At 62.3% G+C, this 19,857-nt stretch carries 16 protein-coding genes and 1 pseudogene; 9 read left to right on the top strand and 8 right to left on the bottom strand.

What is annotated here, in order from left to right:
* Positions 1–16 precede the first annotated feature (16 nt).
* On the bottom strand, positions 17–976 hold the full coding sequence (gene ispH, locus KFF05_10890) for a 4-hydroxy-3-methylbut-2-enyl diphosphate reductase (protein UTW50467.1): 960 nt from the start codon (positions 974–976) through the stop codon (positions 17–19).
* 170 nt (positions 977–1,146) lie between these two features.
* Between ispH and KFF05_10885 the strand changes: the two genes are divergently transcribed.
* Entirely contained in the window at positions 1,147–2,148 is a 1,002-nt protein-coding gene (locus tag KFF05_10885) for an NAD-dependent epimerase/dehydratase family protein (GenBank protein UTW50466.1), read from the top strand.
* A gap of 128 nt (positions 2,149–2,276) precedes the next feature.
* The gene (locus KFF05_10880) at positions 2,277–3,059 is read left to right on the top strand and encodes a phosphocholine cytidylyltransferase family protein (protein ID UTW50465.1); all 783 of its coding nucleotides are present in this window, start codon (positions 2,277–2,279) and stop codon (positions 3,057–3,059) included.
* A gap of 6 nt (positions 3,060–3,065) precedes the next feature.
* On the opposite strand, the gene KFF05_10875 is transcribed toward KFF05_10880, so the two are convergent.
* On the bottom strand, positions 3,066–3,824 hold the full coding sequence (locus KFF05_10875; protein UTW50464.1) for a phytanoyl-CoA dioxygenase family protein: 759 nt from the start codon (positions 3,822–3,824) through the stop codon (positions 3,066–3,068).
* Between the two features lie 147 nt (positions 3,825–3,971).
* Here KFF05_10875 and KFF05_10870 point away from each other — a divergent pair, with 147 nt between their 5' ends.
* Genes KFF05_10870 through KFF05_10860 form a run of 3 tightly spaced genes read left to right on the top strand, consistent with a single transcriptional unit; the run spans position 3,972 to position 8,265 of the window.
* Entirely contained in the window at positions 3,972–4,595 is a 624-nt protein-coding gene (locus tag KFF05_10870) for a CDP-alcohol phosphatidyltransferase family protein (GenBank protein ID UTW50463.1), read from the top strand.
* Positions 4,592–7,210, top strand: coding sequence for an MMPL family transporter (locus KFF05_10865; GenBank protein UTW50462.1), 2,619 nt, complete (start codon positions 4,592–4,594; stop codon positions 7,208–7,210). The genes KFF05_10870 and KFF05_10865 overlap by 4 nt, the downstream gene beginning before the upstream one ends.
* Positions 7,207–8,265 carry a flippase-like domain-containing protein gene (locus tag KFF05_10860; protein UTW50461.1) on the top strand — a complete coding sequence of 353 codons (1,059 nt, stop codon included), beginning with the start codon at positions 7,207–7,209 and terminating at the stop codon, positions 8,263–8,265. The genes KFF05_10865 and KFF05_10860 overlap by 4 nt, the downstream gene beginning before the upstream one ends.
* 2 nt (positions 8,266–8,267) lie before the next feature.
* On the opposite strand, the gene KFF05_10855 is transcribed toward KFF05_10860, so the two are convergent.
* Positions 8,268–8,894, bottom strand: a complete 627-nt coding sequence (locus KFF05_10855) for an ABC transporter substrate-binding protein (GenBank protein ID UTW50460.1) — start codon at positions 8,892–8,894, stop codon at positions 8,268–8,270.
* Between the two features lie 77 nt (positions 8,895–8,971).
* On the bottom strand, positions 8,972–9,616 hold the full coding sequence (locus KFF05_10850) for an ABC transporter substrate-binding protein (protein ID UTW50459.1): 645 nt from the start codon (positions 9,614–9,616) through the stop codon (positions 8,972–8,974).
* Positions 9,617–9,937: 321 nt separating this feature from the next.
* On the opposite strand from KFF05_10850, the gene KFF05_10845 reads away from it, so the two are divergent.
* The 4 genes from KFF05_10845 (at position 9,938) to KFF05_10830 (ending at position 13,939) form a co-directional block, all read left to right on the top strand.
* Entirely contained in the window at positions 9,938–10,762 is an 825-nt protein-coding gene (locus KFF05_10845) for a VacJ family lipoprotein (protein UTW50458.1), read from the top strand.
* A 419-nt stretch (positions 10,763–11,181) separates the two neighbouring features.
* On the top strand, positions 11,182–12,066 hold the full coding sequence (gene rpoH / locus KFF05_10840) for an RNA polymerase sigma factor RpoH (GenBank protein ID UTW50457.1): 885 nt from the start codon (positions 11,182–11,184) through the stop codon (positions 12,064–12,066).
* Positions 12,067–12,209: 143 nt separating this feature from the next.
* On the top strand, positions 12,210–12,974 hold the full coding sequence (locus KFF05_10835; GenBank protein UTW50456.1) for an SAM-dependent chlorinase/fluorinase: 765 nt from the start codon (positions 12,210–12,212) through the stop codon (positions 12,972–12,974).
* A 134-nt stretch (positions 12,975–13,108) separates the two neighbouring features.
* Positions 13,109–13,939, top strand: a complete 831-nt coding sequence (locus KFF05_10830) for an MBL fold metallo-hydrolase (protein ID UTW50455.1) — start codon at positions 13,109–13,111, stop codon at positions 13,937–13,939.
* Positions 13,940–14,037: 98 nt separating this feature from the next.
* On the opposite strand, the gene KFF05_10825 is transcribed toward KFF05_10830, so the two are convergent.
* From KFF05_10825 to KFF05_10810, 4 genes and pseudogenes are all read right to left on the bottom strand, one after another.
* A complete protein-coding gene (locus KFF05_10825) occupies positions 14,038–14,895 on the bottom strand; it encodes an OmpA family protein (GenBank protein UTW50454.1) in 858 nt (285 codons plus the stop codon).
* Positions 14,896–14,946: 51 nt separating this feature from the next.
* Positions 14,947–15,741: a MotA/TolQ/ExbB proton channel family protein gene (locus KFF05_10820; GenBank protein UTW50453.1), complete on the bottom strand. Its 795-nt coding sequence runs from the start codon at positions 15,739–15,741 to the stop codon at positions 14,947–14,949.
* Between the two features lie 186 nt (positions 15,742–15,927).
* Positions 15,928–17,244 carry an HlyD family type I secretion periplasmic adaptor subunit gene (locus tag KFF05_10815; GenBank protein UTW50452.1) on the bottom strand — a complete coding sequence of 439 codons (1,317 nt, stop codon included), beginning with the start codon at positions 17,242–17,244 and terminating at the stop codon, positions 15,928–15,930.
* A gap of 654 nt (positions 17,245–17,898) precedes the next feature.
* Positions 17,899–19,728 (bottom strand): annotated as a pseudogene (locus tag KFF05_10810) (ATP-binding cassette domain-containing protein).
* Positions 19,729–19,857 lie beyond the last annotated feature (129 nt).

The raw sequence follows: 19,857 nt of genomic DNA, 5'->3' as shown, positions 1-19,857 counted from the left end.
GTAACTCTCCGGTATCTCAGGCCCCGGCGTGGGGGCCTGTGCCGTCGTTCAATTCGCGCGGCAGTTTGAAAACGATGTTTTCTTGCACACCCTTCAGTTCTTCGACCTGGGTGTTGCCGAATTCGCCGAGACGGCGGATCAATTCCTGCACCAGTTCCTCGGGCGCCGAAGCACCGGCGGTGATGCCGACCGTGGCCACGCCGTCGAGCCATTTGGGGTCGAGCATGCTGGCGTCGTCGATCAGATAGGCGGGCACGCCGATCTCGCCGCCGATTTCGCGCAGGCGGTTGGAGTTCGACGAATTCTTGGCCCCGACCACAAGCAGCAGATCGACTTTGGTACACAACTCACGCACCGCCTGCTGACGGTTCTGGGTGGCGTAGCAGATGTCTTTCACGTCCGGGCCGACGATGGCCGGGAAGCGGTTTTTCAGGGCGTTGATGGTATCGCGGGTTTCATCGACGCTGAGGGTCGTCTGCGTCACGTAAGACAGCGCCTTCGGATCCTTGACCTGGAGATGGGCCACGTCTTCCGGGGTCTGCACCAAGTGGACACCACCGGGAATACGGCCCTGGGTGCCTTCAACCTCGGGATGACCCGCATGACCAATCAGAATGACTTCGCGGCCTTTCTGCGCATGGTTCTGGCCTTCCTTATGGACCTTGGAGACCAGCGGGCAGGTCGCGTCGATCACGGGCAAGCCGCGGTCGTTGGCCTCGATCTCGACCTTTTCCGCGACGCCGTGGGCGGAAAAGATAGTGACGGCGCCGTCGGGCACGTCGGACACTTCTTCGACGAACACGGCACCCTTGGCGCGCAGAGATTCGACGACGTGCTTGTTGTGCACGATCTCGTGGCGGACGTAGACGGGCGGTCCGTGGATTTCCAGGGCCCGTTCAACGATTTCGATGGCGCGCTCCACCCCGGCGCAGAAACCGCGCGGGCTGGCGAGCAGGATCTTCAGGTTTTTGGTCATCGTGATCACTTAATCCTCAGGAGGGCCCTTGTAAACCTTGAGATATTGCAGCGCAAACAGGCATTTTAGGCTACATGGGGCGGCACACCGCTATTGTTAAGGGGCGGCGGGCGGAATGTCAGCCAATTACCACTGGAAATCGTGACTTTTATGAGGCCTAAATCCCGGCCATGACAAAAGGCTCTGCCAATTTGGTGACGGGCGCCAGCGGTTTCGTCGGCGCCGCCGTGGTGCGCCGCCTGCTCGACGCGGGCGAGGCGGTGCGCGTCCTCATGCGGCCAGGCAGTGACCGCCGCAATATCGCCGGCCTGGATGTCGAGGTGGTGGAGGGCGACCTGCTGGCGCCGGAAACCCTGGATCCGGCCGTCAAGGGATGTCGGGCGCTTTATCACGTCGCCGCTGATTACCGCATCTGGACCCGCGATCCAGCGGCCATGTTCCGCGCCAATGTGGACGGTTCGGCCGCCATCGTGCGCGCGGCGGCCGAGGCCGGGGCGGACCGCATCGTTTATACGTCGTCGGTCGCCGTTCTGGGGATTCCGCCGGGCGGCGTCGGCGACGAGGACACCCCGGTCGCCTATGGCGACATGATCGGCCCCTATAAACAATCCAAATTCCGGGCCGAGGAGCGTATCCGCGAGCTGACGGCCAAGGAAGGCTGGCCCGTGGTCATCGTCAACCCGTCGACCCCGATCGGCCCGCGTGACGTGAAGCCGACGCCGACCGGCCGCATCGTGGTCGACGCGGCCAACGGCAAGATGCCGGTCTATGTCGACACGGGCCTGAACGTCGCCCATGTCGACGACGTGGCCGAAGGCCATCTGCTGGCCTTCGCCAAGGGACGCATTGGCGAACGCTATGTGCTGGGGGGCGAGAACATGGGGCTCAGCGAGATTCTCGGCGTGATTGCCGAATTGACCGGCGGCCGGCCGCCGTTGTTCCGGGTGCCGACGGGCCTGATCATGCCGATCGCGCATATCTCCGAAGCCTGGTGCCGGATGACCGGCGGGGTGGAACCGATGGTCGCCCCGGATTCGGTGCGCATGGCGAAAAAGAAGATGTTTTTCCGCTGGGACAAGGCGGCCCGGGAACTGGGCTACGCGCCCCGCCCGGCGCGCGACGCCCTGGCCGATGCCGTCGCCTGGTTCCGCGCCAACGGCTACATCGCTTAACGAACGATGCGCCGGGGTCGTTGCCATGCGCCCAGCGCATGTTTCTCCGCGATTTCACGATATTGACAAGCACATGTCACATGCGCACCTATTGCGCAACGAAACGGTAACCGGGAAGTTACGAGAAAATGAAAGCAGTCATGCTTGCCGCCGGCGTCGGCCGGCGTCTTTTCGGCGACGGTAACGACGATCCTCCCAAGGCGCTTCTGCAATTCGGTGACCGGACCCTCCTGGCCCGGCATATCGAGGTCCTGACGCAGCTTGGCGTCGAGGAACTGATCGTTGTCGTCGGCCACAAGAAAGAGATGATCGAGGACGAGTTGGCCCGCGTGGCACCCAAGGGCTTCGCGCGCACTCTGTTCAACCCCCGGTTCAAGGAAAGCCCGATCCTGTCCCTGGCGCGGGCGGGCGAGGTTCTAAGGTCGGGCGAGCGCATTCTGTTCATGGATGCCGATGTTTATTATCACGACGACCTGCTGAAGGCCCTGATCGGTAGCCGCCATGAGACCTGCATCATCCTGGATCAGGATTTCGTGCCGGGCGCCGAGCCTGTGAAGACCTGTGTGCGTGACGGCGTCTTGGTGGACTTCGGCAAGAAGGTGTTCGAGCCCCATGACACGGTCGGCGAATGGCCGGGCTTCCTGACCATGGCGCCGGACATCGCGCAGCGGGTCGCCGACCGGGCGGACGAACTGTCCCAGGGCGACATGCCGGGCTTCGTCTACGAAGACGCGTTCTGCGACGTTATGAAGGCGTCGGAACCGGGCACCTTCGGGTATGAGGACGTAACGGGCATTCCGTGGATCGAGATTGATTTTCCCGAGGACCGGGAGCGCGCGGCCACGGAAATCCACGCCAAGATCGCGGCTTACAAACCCATGGCCGAGCGTGTCGGCGACGCCGCCGAATAGTTCAAGCTAGACTCTGAACACGTATTGCTTCGCCGGGTCACGGTCGATGTCCGGCGGGTAGTTCTTATGCTTGTCCGCATAGTAGCGGTCCATGAACTGGCCCGCCGACGCCCGGTTATAGGTGGCGTAATAGATGCGGCGGATCTTGTCGCTCAGGTTCGGTTCCGAGGAATGAGGGGCGAAGGAATCGAAGAACACGACGTCGCCCGGGTTGGTCGGCACGGGCTGAAAATCCATATCGGCCATGTCGGCATCGGACATCGGTTCCCACGAGGCGAACATGCCCTTCTTGTGATGACCGCGAACCATCTTCAAACAGCCGTTTTCTTCCGTCGCCGCGTCGATCGACACCAACGCCGAGATGAAGAAATCCGTATAGACGTCCCAGCCGGCCTGGGAATCCTGGTGCGGCTTGAAACCATCGCCGCCCGGCATCTTGAAATTGATCTTTTCCTTGAACAGGGCAGCGTCTTCGCCCAGCAACTGGCCGACCGGGCCGCGCAGGGCCTCGGCCAGGGCGCCGAACCCGTCGTGGAAGGGGGAAATGCGCTCGATCCGGCTGACCAAATTGTCGCCCGGGTTCTTCTGGCTTTTCTCGTGAAATACCCAATGGCGGCCCGAAACCTCGGGCAGGGCCAGGACCTCATCGGTCCATGTGGCGATGCGCGCCATCTCGTCGGAAGAAAACCCGCCGCGCAGGACAAGGTATCCATCGTCGGCGAATTGTGTGATCTGGGCGTCGGTGAGGACGGGTGTATTCAGCATGATTTCTTCAACGGCGGTGCCGATGCCGGTTGCCTTTTGCCGCAATTTTCATGATGTTCCGGGCTATCCTTATCGCCCCATGTAGACCCGCCCGCAACCGGAGGCAAGACCATTAGTCACAATACCTGGATCCACAAGGTCGCGCGCGTGACCGTGACCAAACCCTTGATGGCGGCGGGCAGCAAGATCACGCCAAGCCAGGTGACTGTCGTGCGCTTGGCCACGGGCATCGCCGCCGCGGTTGCTTTCGCCCTCGGCCCGTCCTCCTGGTTGGGGCTGCCGTGGTGGCAGATCGGCTCGGGCCTGTTCATCCTGTCCATGGTGCTGGACCGGGGCGACGGCGACTATGCTCGAGTGTCGGGACAGACCAGCGCCGCCGGTCACAAGTTCGACTTGATCGCCGATGCCGTCTGCAATGCCGTCATCTTCGTCGGCCTCGGCATCGGGCTCCGGGGGGGCGAGTGGGGCATGCTGGCCATCCCCATGGGCATTCTTGCCGGCGCCTCGGTGACCTTTATCCTATGGCTGGTCATGCGGATGGAAAGCCTGGCGGGGGCGCGCAGCGCCGAACTGGGATCGTTCATGGGCTTCGATCCCGACGACGCCATTCTGGCGGTGCCGGTCCTGGTGTTCCTGGGGTATCAGGAACTGCTTCTGGTCGCCGCCACCATCGGCGCGCCCGGCTTCGCGCTGTTGTTCGCCGTCCAATGGGGGATCAAATACCGGGCCCGCCGTCGCGCCCTGGCCGAGGGCGGAAAGCAGGAGGGATGACGGAGGCCGCCGCGTTTCCGGGAAGTCTGTTCCGGGCCTGGGTCGGTCTGGTCCGGCGCGGCGCCTGGGTGGTCGTGCTGTTGTCCATCGTCGGCGCGGGGCTGACGCTTTCCTATCTGCAGCGCAATCTGGCGATCCATACGGACACCACGGACATGCTGTCCGCCGACCTGCCGTTCCGTATGAATAATCGCGAAGTCAGCCGCCTGTTTCCGCAACTGAGTGACAACATCCTGCTGGTCCTGGACGGCGCCGTGCCGGAGCAGGTCGCGCGCGCGGCGCGGGAATTGGCCGGTAGGCTCAAGGCACAGCCGAAAACCTTCGGTGCCCTGTTCGATCCCGAAGGCGATCCGTTCCTGCAGCAGAATGGCCTGTTGTTCCTCGAGGTTAGGGAACTGGAAGATCTGACTGGCCGTCTGGCCGAAGCGCAGCCCTTCCTGGCCAGTCTGTGGGGCGACGCCAGTCTGGCGACCCTGTTCGACCTGCTGCGCCAGGGCATCGAACAGCAGCTTGACGGCAAGACGCCGCCCGTGGCCCTGGCCAAAGTGCTTAACCTGTTGGCGGATGTCGGTGAGAAACGCGCCAAAGGCGAGGATGCGATTCTGTCCTGGCAACGGCTGTTGGCCGGGGAAGATGACGCGACGGCGCGGCGGTTCATCGTGCTTAAGCCGCCGTTGGATTTCGCATCGTTGCAGCCGGCGGGCAAGCCGATCGCCGCCCTCAAGGACCTGCGCCGGGAATTGACGTTGGACGGGACGGGGCCCGTGCGCCTGCGCATCTCCGGCTCTGCCGCCCTGCAGCAGGATGAATTGAAAAGCGTCGAGCAGGGCATGGGCTTGGCCGGGATGTTGTCGTTTACCCTGGTTCTGGTGCTGCTGGTTCTTGGCCTGCGGTCGCTGCGTATGGTCGTCGCCGTGCTGGCGACCCTGATTCTGGGGCTGATCTGGACGGCCGGGTTCGCGATCTGGGCGCTTGGGGCCCTCAACCTGATTTCCGTGGCCTTCGCCGTGCTGTTCATCGGGCTCAGCGTCGATTTCGGTATCCACTTCGCGCTGCGTTATCGGGAGCATCGCGCCCGGGGCCATGACAATGGGGCGGCGCTGGAGGCGACGGCGGCGGCGGGCGGCGGCGGTCTGACGCTGTGTGCCGTCGCGGCGGCCATCGCCTTTTATTCCTTCCTGCCGACCGATTACGTGGGCCTGGCTGAATTGGGCCTGATCGCGGGATCGGGCATGTTCATCGCCTTGGCCGCCAACCTGACCGTGCTGCCCGCCTTGCTGACTTTGATGCCCGCCGTGGCGGTCCTTCGGGATGGTCATGCGGGATGGTCCGACCGGGCGCGCCGTGCCTTGCAAGGTCATCCCCGTCGGGTGCTGATCGGTGCCATGGCGGCGGTGGTTATCGGCCTGGCTGCCGTACCGCAGGCGCGGTTCGATTTCGATCCCCTGAACCTGCAGGACCGAAACCTGGAATCGGTCGCCGTGATCCATGAACTGGCGGCGGAGAAGGGGGCGTCGACCTACAGCGCCACGGTGCTGGCCCCCGATGTGGACGCGGCGCGCGGACTGGCCGAAAGCCTCACCGCCCTGCCCGAGGTCAAGGGCGTCGCCTCCGTCTTGAGCTTCGTGCCGGGCGACCAAGAGGAAAAAGCCGAGATCGTCCGCGACCTTGCCCTGTTCATGCTGCCGTCGCTGGCGACCGGTGGCGGCACGGGGGACAGAGACCCGATGCGTCGCCGCGCCGCCGCCGAAAGTCTGAGGGCGGCCTTGGCAAATCTGGACGCCACCAATGCGGGGCCGGACCTTGCCCGCGCGGCCGGGCGTTTGGCAGTGCTGCTGAAGACCCTCGACGACGCGGGCCTGGCAGGACTGGGGCAGGGGCTTCTCGCCGTATTCCCCGACGCCGTCGAACGCCTGCGGGGCAGTTTGAGCCCTGAGCCGTTCACATTGACCGATCTGCCGACTGATATCCGCGCGCGCTATGTCGCGCCGGGCGGGCAGGCGCGGCTCGAAATCATTCCCGCCGACGACCTGCGTGATCCCGACGCCGTCGAACGGTTCGTCGCGGCGCTGCGCAAGGTCACCCCCGATGCGTCGGGTGCACCGGTCACGATCTACGAGGCGGGGCGGGCGGTGCTGTCGGCCTTCGTTGAGGCCGGGGCCATCGCGGTGACGGCGCTCCTGATCCTGCTCGGCCTGTTGTTGCGCCGGGTCAGTGACGTGGCCTTCGTCTTTGCTCCTCTGGGGCTGGCGGCGGTGCTGACGGTGCTATGCTCGGTCGTGTTCCAGGTGCCCTTCAACTTTGCCAACATCATTGTCCTGCCGCTGCTGTTCGGACTCGGCGTCGCCAGCGGCATCCACCTTGTCCTGCGTGACCGCCAGGAACGCGCCGACGGTGATATGGCGGCGGGCGATGCCTTCGCGACTTCGACTCCGCGTGCCGTGCTGTTCAGCGCGCTCACCACCATCGGCTCGTTCGGGTCCATCGCGCTGTCCGGCCATCCCGGTACGGCCAGCATGGGCGTGCTGTTGACCATTGCGATTACCTTGACCCTGATCTGCACCCTGGTCCTACTGCCGGCGCTGCTCGCGGTGCGCGGCCGGGAGCGGACATGACCGGCGGCCGGTCTGTGACGCGGTTTCTGACTTGGCTTTATGTCGGGCTGGGCGTGGCATTGTTGGCCTGGGTGGTCGCCGAGGTTGATTTCAAGGTTGCCCTCGCCAGCATTCTTGATATGGGCTGGCAGGGATTGGCGGCGGCCTTCATGATTTATCTCGCGGCCTTCTATATCGACAGCCTGTCCTGGCACTTGGCCATCCTGCGCCTGCCCTTGACGCTGCGCTGGTCCTATATCGTGTGGCGTATCCGCATGGTCGGCGAGGCCTTCAATACCGTGCTGCCGGCCGGCGGCTTTGGTGGCGAGCCGATCAAGGGCGTTTTGCTGAAGCGCCACCATGCGGTCAGCTATCGTGAGGGCACGGCGTCGATCATTCTCGCACGCACGGTCAACCTGATCGGCTTGGTCATCTTCATGCTGATTGGCTTGGTCTTGCTGGCCGGTCACGAGGTCGGCGGGCGATACGGCCCCTTCGCGCTGGGCGGGTTCCTGTTCCTGACCTTCGGGATTGGGGTCCTGTTCGCGGTCCAGAAATTCCGCGCGACCTCCCGCACGGGCACCCGCCTGGGACGGACGCGGCTGGGCGCGCGCATCAACGCCGTCCTTGGCCATATCCACGACGTCGAGGACCGGCTGCATCATTTCTATGCGGAACGTCCTTGGCGATTTGTGCCGGCGGTGTTGCTCGCGCTTACCAACTGGGTGGTCGGGGCGGCGGAAACCTACGCGATTCTCTATTTCCTCGGCCATCCGGTAACGCCGGGCGAAGCCCTCATCATCGAATCCGTGAACCAGATGGTGCGTGCCGCGACCTTCTTCGTGCCGGCCAATTTGGGGACCCAGGACAGCGCATTGATTGTTCTGGCCGGCGCCGTCACGGGGTCGCCGGAGGCCGGCGTGGCTTTGGCGGCGGTCAAGCGCATCCGTGAAATCGTTTTCGTGGTCTGGGGATTCGCGTTGGGGTCGATCTACTCCCTGCGCGGTCTGCTGAAATCGGCCGAACGCGGCAGCGAGGACGGAGATGGTGAAGGTAACGGTCAGCCGTCGGGCTGAGCCTAGCCGCCGAGAAGAACCCGGGTTTTTTCCTGCAGGGCATCGGTCAGGGCGGGCAGGCCGTTTTTGACGATGCTCTTGAATTCGGAAATATGCTTGGCGAGCTGACTGATTGACGTTGTGCCACGGCGCACCAGAACGTCATAAACGCCCCAGCGTCCATCCTTGAGCACCATAAGATAGGTCAGCGTGACCGGTTCCTTGCCGGTCAGTTCCGTCTCGACCAGCACGGTGCCTTTCTGCGGGCCCGGTTTTTGGCCGTGATCGACGAAGGCTTGACCGGACCAGCCGTCGAATTGATTGGCATAGGTGCCGATGGTCCACCGTCGGAACACGTCGAGCAGCGCTGCCTGCTCCGCCTGCGTGGCGTCTTTCCACGGCCGCCGGCCGGCCGACTGACGCGCTGTCAGATCAAGGTGGAAGGCCTTGTCCACGGCTGGTGCCAGGGTCTCGAAGCGGCCCTTCACGCCGAGTGCGTCCGCGCGCTTCATGACGTCCAGCAGCGTGGCATGGAAAGCGCTAACCACCTCAACGGCCTGATTGGTCCGTGTCGCCTGAGCCGCAGCGGGAATGGTGCCCGTGATCAGCAACATGATCGCGATGATGGGGGCGGTGAGGGACATGGACATCGAATGATTGCGCATAGGCGAACACTTAAGCCGGGTTTCGCGGCCATGCCAGGGGCGATGCCCCCGGCGATGGCGTTTTACTTTCCGGCCTTGGCCGTGCGGCCGGATGCGAGAATTTCGTCCGCCTTTGCGTTCAGCAGGTTGGTCAAGCCGGCGATCCCGCTGTCTTCAAGGGTTCGGCGATATTCGTCCCGGCGTTTGATGAGCTGCGAAATGGTGCCGTCGAGAAGAACATCGATGATTCGCCATTTTTCGTCGAACCTGCGCAGGCGATAAGTCACTTTTACGTTCGAATCCGACTTTCGTTCCAATTCCGTTTCAACCAGGACGGAACCATCCTTGATGGGCCGCGTGCCGACCGTCTTGAAGGTTTCGCCGCCGTATCCGGAAAACAGCACGGCAAGCTCACCGGCGCTTAGGCGCCGTGCGGCATCATTCAATTTGCGACGAGCGTCCTGATCGGCCTTGGCCCAATGCGTGCCGGATACGAAGCTGACCATCAAGGGCATATGGAAATAGCGGTCAAGATGATCGAGAAATTTCGTATAACGACCTGAAACTCCTAGATTATCGCTGTCCTTCATGACGGCGAGGAGGTCGCTGTGGAACGCATCGACAACAGCCTCAGGTGTGTCGGCGCGGACGATCGAAGGTGCCATGGCAAAGGCGATAAGCACCCATGCGAGTACGAGCTTAACGGCCTGTCGGCGAAGTGGGGTCATGATTATGAGCGCCTCCCTGGTGTGTCAGGATATGCATTTTTCCCAGAGGTTCAAGCACCCTGGCGTTGGGCCTGGGCACACGCTGAAATCACGATTTAGTTAGCGGTCAACGGTAAATAAATTACTTTGAATCGGTTGCGGGGGGTGGCAACTTCACTTATTACTTCACGGCAACAGATGGCGTGCCTGAGCATGTCACATTGCCAAGCAGATTCAACCGACCGCCGAAGTAAGGTGGTCGTGACGAGGAAATGGGGCTGGGTTTTGACCGGTAGGTTTCGAAATTTCGCGATCGGCGCGATTTTTGCGGCTGGCTTGTTCTTGGGAACTGCTCAGGCGGATGATCAAGCGCGGGTTCTGTCGTACCAGGGCGGATTGGTCGCGCAGTCGGACATCCAGCTGTCCCAGGCGGACGATAACGGCAATGATCCGCTGGAAAGCGTGAACCGGGTCATCTTCTCCTTCAACGAAGGGGTGCAGGAAGGCCTTCTGCGGCCGATCGTCAATACCTACAATTCAACGGTTCCGGCGACCGGGCGTCAGGCCCTCAAGAACATGTTCGACAATCTGTCGTCGCCGATCACCTTCGTCAACGACGTGCTGCAGTTCGAGTTCGAACGCGCGCTGGTGACTTTCATGCGCACGTTCCTCAACACGACGGTCGGCATGGCCGGCATGGTCGATATGGCGTCCGAGATGGGCTTTCAGAAGCACAGCGAGGATTTCGGCCAGACCCTGGGTGTTTGGGGCGTGGGCGAGGGCTTCTATGTCGTATTGCCGATCCTGGGGCCGTCCAATCCGCGCGATGCGATCGGACGCCTGTTGATCGACAGCTATTTCGATCCGCTGGGCTACTATCTGGACAATGTCGATGCGGATGAGGTCGACCTGGCCCTTGATGTCGTCGACGGCCTTCTGGAATATGCCGATGTGGTCGAGGAACTGGACCAGATCAAGAAGACCTCGGTCGATTATTATGCGGCGATCCGCTCGCTCTATCGCCAGAAGCGCAATGCGGAAATCTCCAATGGCCAGAATCTGGACCTGCCGCCGATTCCCGATCTTGCGCCGGAAATCCGCAGCGAACTGCCCGCTGGTGGCGGACTGGATTCCTCGTTCGCGAAGCTGGATCAGACCGTCCAGTAACGGGTCGCGGCCTGGGGATTTTCCCTGAAATCTTGAAATTTCAGACGAGTCTCGCTATAGTAACGAGGTTGGTGCCCGTATGGGGCCAGCCCTGAATTGCCCGGCTTAACGGCGGGCAGGACAGGCGTTTCGGCCGACAGGCCGTTATCGTCTGAAGACGCCATATTGCTTCATAAGGAGGATAAGGCATGAACGCGTACCTGTGCTTTGAGCGCACGATTTCATCCTTCCCTGTATTTGGCCTTGTGTCTGGATATGCGTCCGTTTCTGCGGAACGCAGCGCTTACCGCGCGCCGCCCGGCGTCGGGAAATGCCTTCGGCATGCCCCTGACCTGCCATAGAGCCGCCGTATTCGAAATCTAGAACTCAAATCATGTCCTTGGGCGGCCCCACACCGCCCCAACAGGGAAGAAGAGAAAATGACAACGATGACAGTACCTGCCGTTCCGACCGAAGGAGGCCTGAGCCAGTATTTCCGCGAGATCTGGAAGTTCCCCCTTTTGGAGAAGGAAGAGGAGCAGAGGTTAGCGCTGCGCTGGACCGAGCATGGCGACGTTGACGCCGCCCACATGCTGGTTACTTCGCACCTGCGCCTGGTGGCGAAGATCGCCATGGGGTACCGGGGCTACGGCCTGCCGGTCGCGGATCTGATTTCCGAAGGCAACATCGGCCTTATGAAGGCCGTGAAGAAGTTCGAGCCGGAGCGCGGTTTCCGTCTGTCCACTTACGCCATGTGGTGGATCAAGGCGGCGATCACCGAATACATCCTGAAGTCATGGTCCCTGGTCAAGATGGGCACCGTCTCTTCGCAGAAAAAGCTGTTCTTTAGCCTGCGCAGCCTGAAGGGCCGTCTGAAGATCATGGATTCGGGTGAACTGAACCCTGAAGACGCCCGGCGCATTTCCGAGGAAGTCGGGGTGTCGACCGATGACATCACCTACATGAACCGGCGTCTTGCGGCCCGCGACATGTCCTTGAACGCTCCGGTGACCCAGGAAGAGGGGGCCGTCGAATTCCAGGATACCCTGGTCGACGATCGCCCCAGCCCGGAAGCCATGTTCGGCGACACGGAAGAAGGCAACTTCCGCCGGACCCTGGTTCAGGAAGCCATGGCGGCCCTGCCCAAGCGCGAGCGCGAGATCTTCGTTGAACGCCGCCTGACGGACGAGCCCGCGACCCTTGAGGACTTGGGCACCCAGTATGGCATCAGCCGGGAACGGGTGCGTCAGCTCGAAAACCGGGCCTTTGAAAAGGTCCAGAAGCACGTAACTCGGGCCCTTGCCGACACGGTTGGCGCCGTCTAGGGACCAGCCTGTCTTAGGCGCATTCGTGCCATGAATACCCATAGCGCACCCGGCGCCGCAAAATGCGGCGCCGGGTGATTGCGTTCGGGGTATCTGTTAGGGTCCAAACAGTCTGTCAGAATGCGTTTGAGAGCCTCCGTGTCATGCTTGTCCTGTATACCGATTTCGGTTTCCAAGGTCCCTACGTGGGGCAGATGAAGGCTGTCCTGCACATGGGCGCACCCGGTGTCCCAGTGGTCGACCTGATGCATGATGCGCCGCCCTTCGATCCCCAGTCTTCCGCCTATCTGTTGGCTGCGTTGGTGGGGGATCTCAAGCCCGGGGCTGTGGTTCTGGCCGTCGTCGACCCGGGTGTGGGAACGGATCGCCGTGCGCTGGTCGTGGAAGCGGACGGTTGCTGGTTCATCGGGCCCGACAACGGTCTTTTCGCGCTGACGGTTCGTCGGGCGGCTGTGGCGCGGGCATGGGAAATTACCTGGCGTCCGGAAAAGCTTTCAGCCAGTTTTCACGGCCGCGACCTGTTCGCGCCGGTGGCGGCGGAGATCGCCGTAGACGACATCTTCGACGATGCGCGAAAGGGTCGGCAAATCGCTCTGCAGGAGATCGATCGGCCCGATTGGCCGGATGAATTAGAGCGAATTGTATACGTCGATGGCTATGGCAATGCAATTTCCGGCATGCGCGCGGAAAATCTCTCGCCAAACCACCGAATTTTAGTTCACAATGTTGAAATCAAAGGCGAAAAGACCTTCGCCTCGGTTCCGCCGGACAGCTTGTTCTGGTATGCGAATTCGAGCGGTCTGGTCGAAATCGCCTGTAATCGAGGGCGGGCGGACCGGCGCCTGGGATTGTCGGTCGGAACGGGGGTTCGTGTCGTTGGAAATCAATCTGTGACAGCCGTTACTTGATGGCCTATACAGGGAATTAACCGTACCGCAAAGGTACAGATAAAGCCGTGTGCCACCGAGGGCCTGTCCGCAAGGGAGTTTACCGCTGCGTTCGTTCACGCGCGTGAACAGACCGCGAAAGTCTGCATGAGATCATGGCCATCCGTCTGAAATTTTGGGGAGTTAGAGGAAGCATTGCCTGCGCCACGCCGCAGCATATGAAGTATGGCGGCAACACCAGTTGCATTGAAGTTGAAGCGGGTGATTACCGATTCGTCATGGACGCGGGCACCGGCATCCGGTCCTACGGCAACTCCTTTCTTCAGTCCGGCTCGAAATGCTCCCACTTACTGCTGACCCACACCCATTGGGACCATATCAACGGGTTTCCGTTCTTCGTGCCTGCCTATAATCCCGAGTACGCCATCCACATCATGGCCGGCCATTTGAAAAGCCGCGGCGACGAGGGCATTCAGGACATCCTGTCGACCCAGATGCATAACCCGATGTTCCCAGTGCCGCTGGAGGCTATGCAGGCCAAGCTGCGGTTCGAGGACTTCGACGCGGGCGATAGTTTTTCCCTGCCGTCGGACATTACGGTCAAGACAGCGCCTCTGAACCACCCCAACGGCGCCACCGGATATCGGGTTGAACACGATGGTGCGGCGATCTGCTACGTCACCGATACGGAACACATACCGGGGACGTTGGATGAAAACATCCTGGGTCTGATCGAAGGCGCTGATCTGGTGATCTATGACAGCACCTATACCGAGGAAGAATTTCCCGCCAAGGTCGGCTGGGGCCATTCGACCTGGAATCAGGGCATGCGCCTGTGCCGGGCTGCCAACGTCAAGCGTATGGCGATCTTCCACCATGATCCGGAGCACGACGATGCCTTCATGGACAAATTGGCGGTTGAGGCCGAGGCGGCCTGGGAAGGCAACTTCGTCTGCCGCGAAGGCATGGAACTGATCATCGAGTGATCGTCCGGCCCGCGGCCGACGCGTAAGCGCCGAATCCGAGCTTCATCAATTGAGATTGGATTGTTCGCGCCGGCCTTCACCGGCCCGTTGCGACGCCCTTATTGCTGTGCGGGGGCCGGCTGGCTCTCGGCGGCGGGGGCTTGTGTTTCTTGGGGTATCGGGCCTTCCTGCGGGGCTTGGCCTTCCTGCGGCGGCTGTCCTTCGCCCTGCTGTTCCTTGGCGCGCTTCTCCGCCTCGGCCTTGGCGCGAATAATGGCAAGGTGCTGGTACCAGACTTCGCGCTCCTTCAGGGACATTGCGGTCACGCGGATCGACGTGCGCCGGTTGGTCATCTGATTTTCCGGGATCGGAACGCCTTCCTCGGTGCGGTTCGGCACCTTCGGCTTCTGGTCGGCGAAACCGGTGGCGCTCATCTTCAGGGGATCGACAAACTGCCGGTCCGCGAAGAATCGGACGACCGTCGCCGCGCGCGACGTCGATAATTCCCAGTTTGACGGGAAGCGTTCCGTCGAGATGGGTTCGTCGTCGGTGTGGCCTTCGATTTGAACGTTGTAGGTGGCGTAGCGCGGCGCGCTGATCGTCTGGGCGATCTTTTCCAGATAGGGAACGGCTTCTTCGCGCAATTCGGCCGAGCCGGGCTTGTAGAAGGCGCCGGACGATAATTCGATGACCACGCCCTTGGAGTCCTTGGATACCTGCACGGCGCGGTCGGCCTGCATCTGGAACACGACGTCTTCCAGGTCGATCTTCAGCTTTTCGGTGGGCGATGCGTTGTCGTCGGACGATCCGATCTTATCCTTGATCGCGGCGGCTGCTTCCTCGAAGGCGGGAATGTCGAACTCGGCGAAGGTCAGCATCATCACGAAAAAGCACATCAGCAGCGTGATGGCATCGGCATAGGTGACCAGCCAGTCTTCTTTTTCCTCTTGGGGAACGAGTTTGACAGGAACTCCCATGGCGTCAGCCCGCGCAGACCGGCAAGTGCGTAAATACCTGCCGTGGCATGGCTACCTCTTCATTTTGTCGATGTTGAAGTGGATGGCCGGGTCGAGGAAGCTGTTCATGCGGTCCGCGATGTAGCGGGGGTTCTTCTTGTCGGCCAGAAGCGACAGTCCCTCGGCGATCAGGTAATTGCGGAAACGCACGATTTCCTCGCGCTGTTGAATCTTGGTCGCGGCGGGAATGAAAATCATGCGGGCGAACATGACGCCGTAGAGGGTCGTCAAAAGCGCAACCGCAAGGCCTGCGCCCAGCTGCGTCGGATCGCCGCCCAGGTTGTCGAGCATGATGATCAGGCCGACCAGGGTCCCGATCATGCCGAACGCCGGCGCGGCACCGCCCATGCTGCGCAGGATGTCGACCTGCACGGTATTGCGCCCGAAGGTCGATTCGATGGCGTTGGTCAGGATTTCGCGGACTTCCTCGCCGGTGTAGCCGGAAATCACCATATCGACGCCGAATTTCAAGAACTTGTCGCCGCGTACCGCTTTCTTGGCCTCGGCCTCAAGCGCCGGTGGGCCGCTTTTCTGAACCGTGTAGGCCCAGCGAATGATTCGCCCAACCTCGGACTTCAGCACGTTACGCCCGACCTTGGGCGAAAACAGGATGCGCCAAATCAGCTTCAACGACAGCATGACGTAGCGGGGCTCATAAGAGATGAACGTCGCGGAAAGGGTGCCGCCGACAACCATTAAAAGGCTCGAAAGGCTTAGGAAAATCAGGAAATTGTCGGTGCTCATCATGACTGAGCCGATGAACAGGCCGAATGCGGCCAGCAACCCGACGAGTGTGGTAAACGACATGTCTTCCCCGGACCCCTACCAACGCGCGCCGTACCTCACCAACAATGGCTCGGGCGGTGTGCGGTGAACTCCCCTAGTGACTATCGTTTATAATAGATTGGCACAAAATAACAAATAGTTAGCGTGTTCAGCGTCGTCCGGGCCCGGGAACCGAGCGTGACCGGGCAGCCGCTGACAGAGCCAGGGTCAGCGTTCGCGGAAGGCTTCGTCCTTCAACTTCAGGACGGGCTTGATCAGGTAATCCATGACCGACTTGCGACCCGTGTGGATATCGACGGTGGCTTCCATACCGGGCGTGATCGGCAGAAGATCCTTGGTTTTCCCAAGGTAGGTTTTGTCGGTCTGAACCACGACGCGGAAGTAGGGCGCGCCGTTTTCGTCCGTCGAGGCGTCGGGGGCGACGGCGATCACCCGGCCGTCCAGGCCGCCGTAGCGCACGAAATCATAAGTGGAAATCTTGACCACGGCGGGTTGGCCTTCGACGATGAAGCCGCGTTCCGTGGGGTTCAGGCGCGCCTCGACGACCAGCTTGTCGCCCGTGGGCACGATTTCCATGATCGGCTCACCGGCTTTGACGACGCCGCCGACCGTGTTGACGACCATCTTCTGAACGATCCCGTTGATCGGGCTTTTGATCGCAGATCGGGCCCCTTGTTTTTCGGCTTCGGAGATCAGTTCCTGAATGCGGGCGATCGACTGTTCGACCTTGTTCAGTTCCTCGCGCGCTTCGCGGCGGAACCCTTCTTCGGATTCCGACACGCGCTTTCTGGCTTCCTCGACCGCCGCCTGGGCGCGGGGGATGGCCGGCACCAGACCCTTCAACTGGCCGTCCAGGTCTTCGACCTCGGCCTCCAGCTTCAGGTGCTCGATGCGCGCCGTCAGGCCCTCGGCTAGCAGTGATGCCGACATGGCCAAGCGTTCCCGGGCGAGGGAGTAGTTACGCTCCGTCGCCTTTTTCTTGGCCTGCATTTCCTTGACGTCCAGTTCGCGTTGCTTGATCTGCGACGTCAGCACGCTGATCGACGCCTTCAATTCGCGCTGGCGGGCATCATGGGCCTGGCGCTGGGCTTCGACCAGGGCAGGCTGCCGGGTTTCCAGGGATCGCGGGAATTTGAGCTTGCGGCCCTCGGCCTCGGCCTGGAGGCGCGCGCGCGCCGCCAACTCACTGTCGAGGCGAACCTGCAGTTCCTCGCGGTTGGTGCCGCCCGACGCCAGATCGAGCAGCAGAAGATCTTGGCCAATCGACACCGTATCGCCTTCGGAGACGTAGATTTCCTGAACAATGCCGCCTTCCAGATGCTGGACAACCTTGGTCTTGCCCAGCGGCACGACCTTGCCCAAGGCGACGGAAACCTCGTCCAGCTTGGCGAAGTTGGCCCAAGTCAGCACCGCCGTGATCAGAATCATGATCGGCCAAGCCGCAACGCGCAAGGACGGCATCGGCCGTTTGACCAACAGCTCATCCAACGGAGAGGCAATGGGCGGGTTCGCTTGGTGTTGCATGTCTCGGCTCCAGCGCCGGCACGGTTATCCGGGAAAGTTCCCGGCCTACCGCGGGCCGCGCTCGTGCTCCATGGCTTTCAGTATATCAGCGTATGGGTCGTTACTTGAAGCGGTAGATGCCTTGGCTGCCGGTTTGGCGGGGACAGGTGCCGGGGCAGGAGCAGGAGCAGGAGCAGGGGCCTGTGCGGGCGTTTGAGCCCGTGGCTTGGCCGCGGCCGCCGGTTGGGCGGGTGCAGGGGCGGTTGGACGCGGCGTTGCCTGCGGTATGGCTTGCGGCGCCGTCTGGGTCGGGGCTGGCTTCACCGCCGGTTGCGCAGGTGCTGCGGGACGCGGCGCCGATGCGGCCGGCGCCGGGCGTTGCGCGGCCTGGGGCGCCGGTGCCGGTTTCGCAGGGGCCGTCGGAGCAGCGACCGGTTGCGGTGCCGGCTTTGGCGCAGGCGAGGGTGCCGTGGCGGGGGCCGGGCGCTTGGGCGGCACGGGTTCGACGCGTCCGCCAGGGGCAGGCGGTTTCCCGCCCTGGGCGGCCTGACGGGCGGCATTGGCCAGGGCGGCGGACATGTCGGGCATGGGCGGTTTTGCGGCTGTCGCGCCTGTTGGCTTGGCGGAGGCAGGCTTGGCGGGGGCGGGCGTTGCGGGTGCGGCGGGCGCCTTGGCGGCTGCGGGTGCGGCCGGCGTCGCATTTGGCGCGGCAGGCTTGGCCGGGGCGGCGGCCTCGGGCGCCTTAGGCTTGCCGGCATCGGGCTTCGGTGCGTCGCTTTTCACGGCGTCTTCGGGCGGGCGTTCCATGGGCTGTTGGCCGAACAGGCGCGGCAGGATTTCCGCTGACGGCCCGGCCAGCGCCACGCGGCCCTGGTCAAGGGCAATCAGATCGTCACAGGCGGCCAGCAGGATCGGGCTGTGGGTCACCAGGATGACGGAGCGGGTCTTGGAAATTTCACGCAAGGTATCCCGTAGGGCTTGCTCCGCCTGGCGGTCCAGGCTGGCCGACGGCTCGTCCATCATCAAGACGGATGGATCACCCAGTAGGGCCCGGGCGACGGCGATACGTTGACGCTGGCCGCCCGACAGGCGTGAGCCCGCTTCGCCGATATCGGTGGCGTAGCCATCCGGCATGTCGATGATGAAGTGGTGAACGCCCGCATGGGTCGCCGCCTTGATGACCTGCTCGTCCGAGGCGTCGGCATGGCGGTGGGCGATGTTGTCGCGGATGGTGCCGGCGAACAGCACGCATTCCTGCGGCACGTAGCCCATCCAGTCGGCCAGTTCGTGGCGCGTGAACTGGGCAATGTCGGCACCGTCGAGCAGAACGCGGCCGCTGGTTGGCCGGTACAGGCCTTGCAGCACCTTCAACAGCGTCGTCTTGCCGGACCCGTTGCGCCCGACAAGGGCGTGAATGCCGCCCGCGGGCAGGCTTATGGTGACGTTGCTGAGGATCGGCTTGGTGCCTTCGACGTAATTGAAGACGACGTTCTCCGTGCGCAGCTCGCCCTTGGGCGCTTCCAATTCGATCTCGGACTCCGAGCGTTCGCTGGTCGTATCAAAGGTCTGGCCCAGGCGGTCGGCGGCCTGCTTGAACGAATTGAATGTTCGCCATTGGTTGACCAGTTGGTTGAGGGGACCAAGCAGCCGGCCCGACAGCATGTTGGCCGCGATCAGCGAGCCCATGGTCATTTCCTGATTGACGATGGCCAGCGCACCGACGGTCGTCATCAGCAGCGTCGTGCACATGGTCAGCGAGCCGCCCAGGTTCGAATAGAAATCGGTCTTGGCACCGCGCACCGCCGACTTCTCGATGTTGTCGGCGTGGCTTTGCTCCCAATGGGGGCGCATGGCCTGGTCGAGGGCAAGGGCCTTGATGGTGGTTCGTCCCTGGATCATTTCCGCGATCAACTGATCGCGCGAGATGGAGGACTGGCGTTCTTCCTGGTTGGCGGCGGCCATGACGTTACCCGACTTCCAGGCGACGAACATGAACAGCGGCAGGATGACCAGCAGCACCGGCGCCACGGGCGGCGCGATGACGATGATGAGGATCAGGAACATCAGGACGAAGGGCAGGTCGGTGATCAGCACGGCCGAGCCGCCGGACAGCGTGTTGCGCACCGTATCGACGTCGCGGAACAGACCCTGCCAATGGCCGGCGGGCTTGGATTCCAGTTCGGACAGGGGCAGTGACATCAACTTATCGAACAACTGGCGGCCGACCAGCACGTCGACGCGCAGCGCCACGGTCTGCATGACGCGTGATCGTGCCAGCTTCAATACCAAGTCGAAGATGATCACGGCGATCATGCCGATGACCAATCCCCACAGGGTCGAGATGCCCTTATGGAACACGACGCGGTCGAAGACCTGCATGGAAAACACAGGCGTCGCCAGGGCCACCAGATTGATGAAGGCCGACATCAGCACGACCTCTCGGAAGGTCGGCATGAGTGATTTGACGAAGGGCTTCAGCCACGCCGTATTGTTGGGTTCCGCCATGGAATTCCCGCTGCTCCTAATATCCCAGCGTCAGACTAATGTATGATGGTAAACACGGGATGAACAGGGGATGCGCGTATGACGCAGCCCGAACGGCCCGGATTTACGGCGTTTCGATGCTCTGAATTT

The sequence above is a fragment of the bacterium SCSIO 12827 genome (assembly GCA_024397995.1).
In the GTDB taxonomy this organism is placed as follows: Bacteria; Pseudomonadota; Alphaproteobacteria; order Rhodospirillales; family Casp-alpha2; genus UBA1479.
Note: the sequence above shows the minus strand (reverse complement) of the source record. Positions and strands in the feature narration are given on the sequence as shown.

Bases quoted from the DNA above. Each gene is read 5' to 3' on its own strand.
- ispH (UTW50467.1), bottom strand. From the start codon at position 976: ATGACCAAAAACCTGAAGATCCTGCTCGCCAGCCCGCGCGGTTTCTGC.
- KFF05_10885 (UTW50466.1), top strand. From the start codon at position 1,147: ATGACAAAAGGCTCTGCCAATTTGGTGACGGGCGCCAGCGGTTTCGTC.
- KFF05_10880 (UTW50465.1), top strand. From the start codon at position 2,277: ATGAAAGCAGTCATGCTTGCCGCCGGCGTCGGCCGGCGTCTTTTCGGC.
- KFF05_10875 (UTW50464.1), bottom strand. From the start codon at position 3,824: ATGCTGAATACACCCGTCCTCACCGACGCCCAGATCACACAATTCGCC.
- KFF05_10865 (UTW50462.1), top strand. From the start codon at position 4,592: ATGACGGAGGCCGCCGCGTTTCCGGGAAGTCTGTTCCGGGCCTGGGTC.
- KFF05_10860 (UTW50461.1), top strand. From the start codon at position 7,207: ATGACCGGCGGCCGGTCTGTGACGCGGTTTCTGACTTGGCTTTATGTC.
- KFF05_10855 (UTW50460.1), bottom strand. From the start codon at position 8,894: ATGTCCATGTCCCTCACCGCCCCCATCATCGCGATCATGTTGCTGATC.
- KFF05_10850 (UTW50459.1), bottom strand. From the start codon at position 9,616: ATGACCCCACTTCGCCGACAGGCCGTTAAGCTCGTACTCGCATGGGTG.
- rpoH (UTW50457.1), top strand. From the start codon at position 11,182: ATGACAACGATGACAGTACCTGCCGTTCCGACCGAAGGAGGCCTGAGC.
- KFF05_10835 (UTW50456.1), top strand. From the start codon at position 12,210: ATGCTTGTCCTGTATACCGATTTCGGTTTCCAAGGTCCCTACGTGGGG.
- KFF05_10830 (UTW50455.1), top strand. From the start codon at position 13,109: ATGGCCATCCGTCTGAAATTTTGGGGAGTTAGAGGAAGCATTGCCTGC.
- KFF05_10825 (UTW50454.1), bottom strand. From the start codon at position 14,895: ATGGGAGTTCCTGTCAAACTCGTTCCCCAAGAGGAAAAAGAAGACTGG.
- KFF05_10820 (UTW50453.1), bottom strand. From the start codon at position 15,741: ATGTCGTTTACCACACTCGTCGGGTTGCTGGCCGCATTCGGCCTGTTC.
- KFF05_10815 (UTW50452.1), bottom strand. From the start codon at position 17,244: ATGCAACACCAAGCGAACCCGCCCATTGCCTCTCCGTTGGATGAGCTG.